This is a genomic window from Mesorhizobium sp. M7A.F.Ca.CA.004.06.1.1, assembly GCF_003999135.1.
In the GTDB taxonomy this organism is placed as follows: Bacteria; Pseudomonadota; Alphaproteobacteria; order Rhizobiales; family Rhizobiaceae; genus Mesorhizobium.
The window spans coordinates 1-4,908 of the sequence record NZ_RZPQ01000445.1 but is presented as its reverse complement, the minus strand read 5'-3'; the positions used below and the strand labels follow the sequence as shown (position 1 = coordinate 4,908).

Here is a 4,908-nt window from a genome sequence, read left to right as displayed (position 1 = left end):
CTGCGGCGTCCTCGTTTTGACAGGTTTGGTAGGCGCGTGGCTGAACGTTGCTTCGGCTCGCGCCGAGGACGCCAACAAGGCCGACATCGAAGCCTTGAAGAAGTCGCTCGCCAAATATGAGGATTACACCGCTGCCGTCCGCGACCTCTATCTGTCGACCGTCGGCTGCGTCCACTACAGCGGAGAAAAGATACCGGGCGCGATGGACTACCCGAAGGGCGCCATGGGCATCCACTTCGTCAATGTCCCGAGTGTCGGCCAGAAGCTTGATCCGATGAGGCCGAACGTGCTGATCTACGAGCCGACCAAGGAAGGCCTGAAGTTGGTCGGAGTGGAATGGCTGGTGCCGCTGACGCCGGACACCAAGGAGCCGCCCAAGCTGTTTGGCCAAACCTTCATGGGACCTATGGAGGGGCACTACCCTCTCATCCCGAAGGAGTTCGTCCATTACGACCTTCATGCCTGGCTCGGGGACAACCCGAACGGCATGTTCAGTCCGACGAACGCGAACGTGAAATGCAACAAGGCCGAGTTTCCGATGCTGGAAAAACCGACCAAGATGATGCCTGGGCCGATGTAACGGGCGAGCCAGGCTGAAAGAGCTTTGCCGAGAAGGCAGCCGAGTGGCCGGCTCGCCTTCGAAGCGGTCGGGATCAGACCTTGGCGACGATCCGCATGAAGGCCGGCATGTCGTCGCCGAAGCCAACGGTGGAATCATTGTCTTCCTGGTGGCGTTGGCGGGCAGGGCGGCTGTTGTCACGCTGTGGCCGGGTGTCGCCGCGTTCGGGTGCGCGCTGTTCATTGCGATCGGATGATTTGCGCTCGGTGTTTTCCGAACGGATCGCTTCCTTGCGCGAACGCCGTTCGCCGATGTCGGCGGCTGCGGCCTCGGCCACCGGCTGATCCTCGCGGACTGTTTCCGGTGCGGCATCTTCGCTGCGCTTGGCGTGGCGTTCGCGCGGTTTGCGCTCGCCGCTCTTTTCCCTGCCGCGGTCGTCGTCCTTGCGGCCGGCACGGCGCGGCGCGCCCTTGCCACGGCGCGGAGCATCGTCCTCGCCTTCGCTGGCAACCACCGTCGACAAGTCGCCGTCATGCCACTCGATCTTGTTGCCGATCAGACGTTCGATGGCATCGATGTATTTGGTGTCAGATTTGGTCGCGATGGTGAAGGATTTTCCGGAGCGTCCGGCGCGCCCGGTGCGGCCGATACGGTGGACATAGTCCTCGGCGTGGATCGGCACGTCATAGTTGAAGACATGGCTGACATCGGGAATGTCGAGGCCGCGCGCGGCAACGTCGGAAGCGACGAGGTAGCGCAGCTTGCCGTCGCGGAAATTGGCCAGCATCTGCATGCGCGCGCGCTGGTCCATGTCGCCATGCAGCGCACCGGCGTCGAAATCATGCTTCAGCAGCGAGCGGAACAGCTCCGACACTTCGACCTTGCGGTTGCAGAAGATGATGGCGTTCTTCAGTTCTGCGTCTTCGGCCTTGATCAAATTGCGCAGCGTCTCGCGCTTGTCCCATGGCTTGGAGCCTGATTTGACCAGCCGCTGGATGATGTTGGTGGCGGCGGATGCTGCCTTCGAAACCTCGACGCGGACCGGCGCGTGCAGGAACTTTTCGGTGAGCTTGGTGATTTCGGGCGGCATCGTCGCCGAAAAGAACAGCGTCTGCCTGGTGAACGGGATCATTTCGCAGATGCGCTCGATGTCGGGAATGAAGCCCATGTCGAGCATGCGGTCCGCTTCATCGATGACGAGGATCTCGACGCCGTTGAGCAACAGCTTGCCGCGCTCGCGGTGATCGAGCAGACGGCCGGGCGTCGCGATCAGCACGTCGGCGCCACGCTCCAGCTTCTTGTCCTGTTCGTCGAACGACACGCCGCCGATCAGAAGCGCGATGTTGAGCTTGTGGTTCTTGCCGTATTTGACGAAGTTTTCCTCGACCTGAGCGGCGAGCTCGCGCGTCGGCTCCAGAATGAGCGTGCGCGGCATGCGAGCGCGGGCGCGGCCCTTTTCCAGCCTTGTGAGCATCGGCAACACGAAGGAGGCCGTCTTGCCGGTGCCGGTCTGGGCAATGCCCAGCACGTCCTTGCCCAGCAGGGCATGCGGAATGGCGCCCGCCTGGATCGGCGTCGGCTCGGTGTAGCCGGCGTCGGTGACTGCGGAAAGGACCTTCGGCGACAGGCCGAGGTCTGAAAAGGTCAACGCTTCTGGAGCGGTCGTGGTGTCTGAGGACAAGTGTTGTTGTCTTTGGCTGGTTCGGGGAAGCGCAACGGCGTCTAATGGCGTCTGTCGCGGCAAGCGCCACGCGCCTGCAAGATTGGTATTGCAATTAGGAGCAAGCCCTCGATTTGTCAACAGAAACGGGCAGCAATGGCACGATTGTGAAGTTGTAACCTTAATCGGGATGCTTAATCGACCTGTCGGTCGCAGCGCCGGCTCAATAGCGGAACTGTTCGGCGAGAATACGCTCGTTCCAGGAATGATTGGGATCGAACAGCAACGTTGCTGTCGCCGTTGGTGATTCTCGCACCGTCACCGAGGTCACGGCCTTGACCTCGGTATGGTCGGCGGCGGCGTTTACCGGCCGCTTTTCCGGCTCGCGGATGTCGAAGCGCACGGTCGCCTTGTTGGAGAGCAGCGCGCCGCGCCAGCGGCGCGGGCGAAACGGGCTGACCGGGGTCAGCGCCAGCAGCGGCGCGTCGAGCGGCAGGATCGGTCCATGCGCCGAAAGATTGTAGGCGGTGGACCCGGCCGGGGTTGCGATCATGACGCCGTCGCAGTTCAGTTCCTCAAGCCGGACCTGTTCGTCGACGGTGATGCGGATCTTGGCCGTCTGGTACGACTGGCGCCACAGCGCCACCTCGTTGATCGCCAGTGCTGAAATCGTTTCGCCTTCCGAGGTCACGGCCAGCATCTCCAGCGGGCGGATCGTTTCGGCGACGGCGGCCTCGAGACGCTCGGTGAGGCCACCGGAACGATACTCGTTCATCAGGAAGCCGATGGTGCCACGGTTCATGCCGTAGACCTTCTTGCCGGTCCCCATCGTGTCGCGCAGGGTCTGCAGCAGGAACCCGTCACCCCCAAGCGCAACGACGATCCCGGCCTCCTCGACGGAAGACTGGCCATAGCGCACCGACAGGCTTTCCAGCGCCGTCTTGGCGTCAGCGGTGTCGGACGAGACGAAGGCGATGCGGCTGGCGGCTTTGCTCATGGCTCCCCGATGACGACCGATTGGCAGCGGCCGGTTGCTGGGCCGCGCCAGCGCCGGGGTAGCATGGGCGGGGTACGTCTGCAAAGGGAGGTACCATCCCGGATGGCAACGCCATCCCGGATGATACGGCCATGCCGGTCGGCGGATGCGGGCATGCCGTTCGCGTATCATGTCAAAGGCTACGCGAATGTGATGGTTAAGACGGGCCTTAAAGTCTCGTAAAGCCGGATCGGTCATGTTAGCCGGCAGTGGATGGGTGGCGTGGGGGCTAGCCAGTCGAGGCCGACATATTGCCGGTAACACGCCTGATCATCGTCTTCCTGATGCTGGGAAGCTTCGCGCTGCTCTTTGCCGAACTGGTGCGCCAGTCCGAAGAGACGAGCTTCCGGCCGCAGCCCACGGCGTCGCGCTGTGGTGATGCAGCCGGGGCGCCATGCCCGCAAAGGGCGCTGTAGGCCTGAAATGTCCTGATCATCCTCGCGATGACGGGCAGCATCGGCGGTCGCTTCGATGCGCGACATCGCGCGGCAGTTTCTCTCCTTAAAAGCAGAGGCCGGTCGGCCGCCGCACGTTCCACTCGTGAAGGCTTGCTGTTTGCACTCGCGGCGCTTGGCGGTGTAGATGGGTGCATCGATTGGCGGAAAGGCTTTTGGGTAGCTCGCATCCGCTGTTGTTGGGAAACAAGCCCTGGGCTCGTTGACTGGCCGGTGTCTGGAGCGGGGGTTTTCCATGTCACGCAGCGTGTTGATCTCTGGCGGCTGCGGTTTCCTGGGCTCGCATCTGGTCGACCGTCTGTTGCGGCGAAGCGATCTGGAAAAGCTGGTCGTCGTCGACAATCTTTGGACCGGGACGCGAGACAACATCGCGCATGTCGCCGATCCGCGTTTCGATCTGCAGATTGCCGACGCCGAAAGCTTTTCATCCCTTCAGGGCTTCGATGAGATCATCCATCTCGCGTCGCCGGCGTCGCCGCTTTGGTACATGCGCGAGCCGGTACGCACGATCAAGGCCAATATCGGCGGCGCGCTCAATCTCCTGACGCTGCTCAAGCCCGGCGGTCGCTTCTGCTTCGCCTCGACCTCGGAAGTCTACGGCGACCCCCTGGTTTCACCGCAACCCGAGAGTTACAGGGGATCGGTGGACTGCACCGGTCCCAGGGCTTCCTATGATGAAAGCAAGCGCTGCACAGAGGCATTGCTGTTCGAGCAGCAGCGGGTCGGCGGGCTCGACATTCGCGTCGTCAGGATATTCAACACATATGGGCCACGAACCCGCATCGACGACGGACGCGCCGTCTCGAATTTTGCCATCCAGGCACTGACAACCGGGGTTCTGACGGTTTATGGCGACGGCTCCCAATCGCGCAGTTGGGGTTATGTCGACGATATCGTCGAGGGGCTGGAACGTTACTTCTGGCGCGACGGCATCTCGCATCGCGGTCCTCTGAACATTGGCAACGACCACGAGGTTTCGGTCCTGCGCATCGCGGAATTCGTAAGATCGCTTGTCCCCGGCAGCCGCATCGAGCACCACCCTCCAGCTCCCCAGGATCCGACAAATCGGTGTCCGGACCTGACTTTGGCGAGGCATGTCCTTCCTGGCTGGGAAGCGAGGACGAGCTATCAGGAAGGCATCGGGCGCACCTTCGATTGGTTCCGCCAGCGAATTGCGGCCGCGAGCATTTCGGCCTCT

General features: G+C 62.4%; 5 protein-coding genes. 3 read left to right on the top strand and 2 right to left on the bottom strand.

Features of this window, described 5'->3' with window-relative positions; translation table 11 throughout:
* Window positions 1–580, top strand: a 580-nt coding sequence (locus tag EN906_RS22975; protein ID WP_245484315.1) for a hypothetical protein, incomplete at its 5' end; no start/stop codon positions are given.
* A gap of 73 nt (window positions 581–653) precedes the next feature.
* On the opposite strand, the gene EN906_RS22970 is transcribed toward EN906_RS22975, so the two are convergent.
* Both EN906_RS22970 and EN906_RS22965 read right to left on the bottom strand, forming a co-directional pair.
* Window positions 654–2,240 carry a DEAD/DEAH box helicase gene (locus tag EN906_RS22970; protein WP_164748844.1) on the bottom strand — a complete coding sequence of 529 codons (1,587 nt, stop codon included), beginning with the start codon at window positions 2,238–2,240 and terminating at the stop codon, window positions 654–656.
* Window positions 2,241–2,442: 202 nt separating this feature from the next.
* A complete protein-coding gene (locus EN906_RS22965; RefSeq protein WP_127270270.1) occupies window positions 2,443–3,216 on the bottom strand; it encodes an NAD kinase in 774 nt (257 codons plus the stop codon).
* A gap of 290 nt (window positions 3,217–3,506) precedes the next feature.
* On the opposite strand from EN906_RS22965, the gene EN906_RS37360 reads away from it, so the two are divergent.
* Together EN906_RS37360 and EN906_RS22960 are read left to right on the top strand one after the other, a co-directional pair.
* A complete protein-coding gene (locus EN906_RS37360) occupies window positions 3,507–3,671 on the top strand; it encodes a hypothetical protein (protein WP_164748845.1) in 165 nt (54 codons plus the stop codon).
* A gap of 274 nt (window positions 3,672–3,945) precedes the next feature.
* On the top strand, window positions 3,946–4,908 hold a 963-nt coding region (locus EN906_RS22960), incomplete at its 3' end, for an NAD-dependent epimerase/dehydratase family protein (protein ID WP_127375394.1).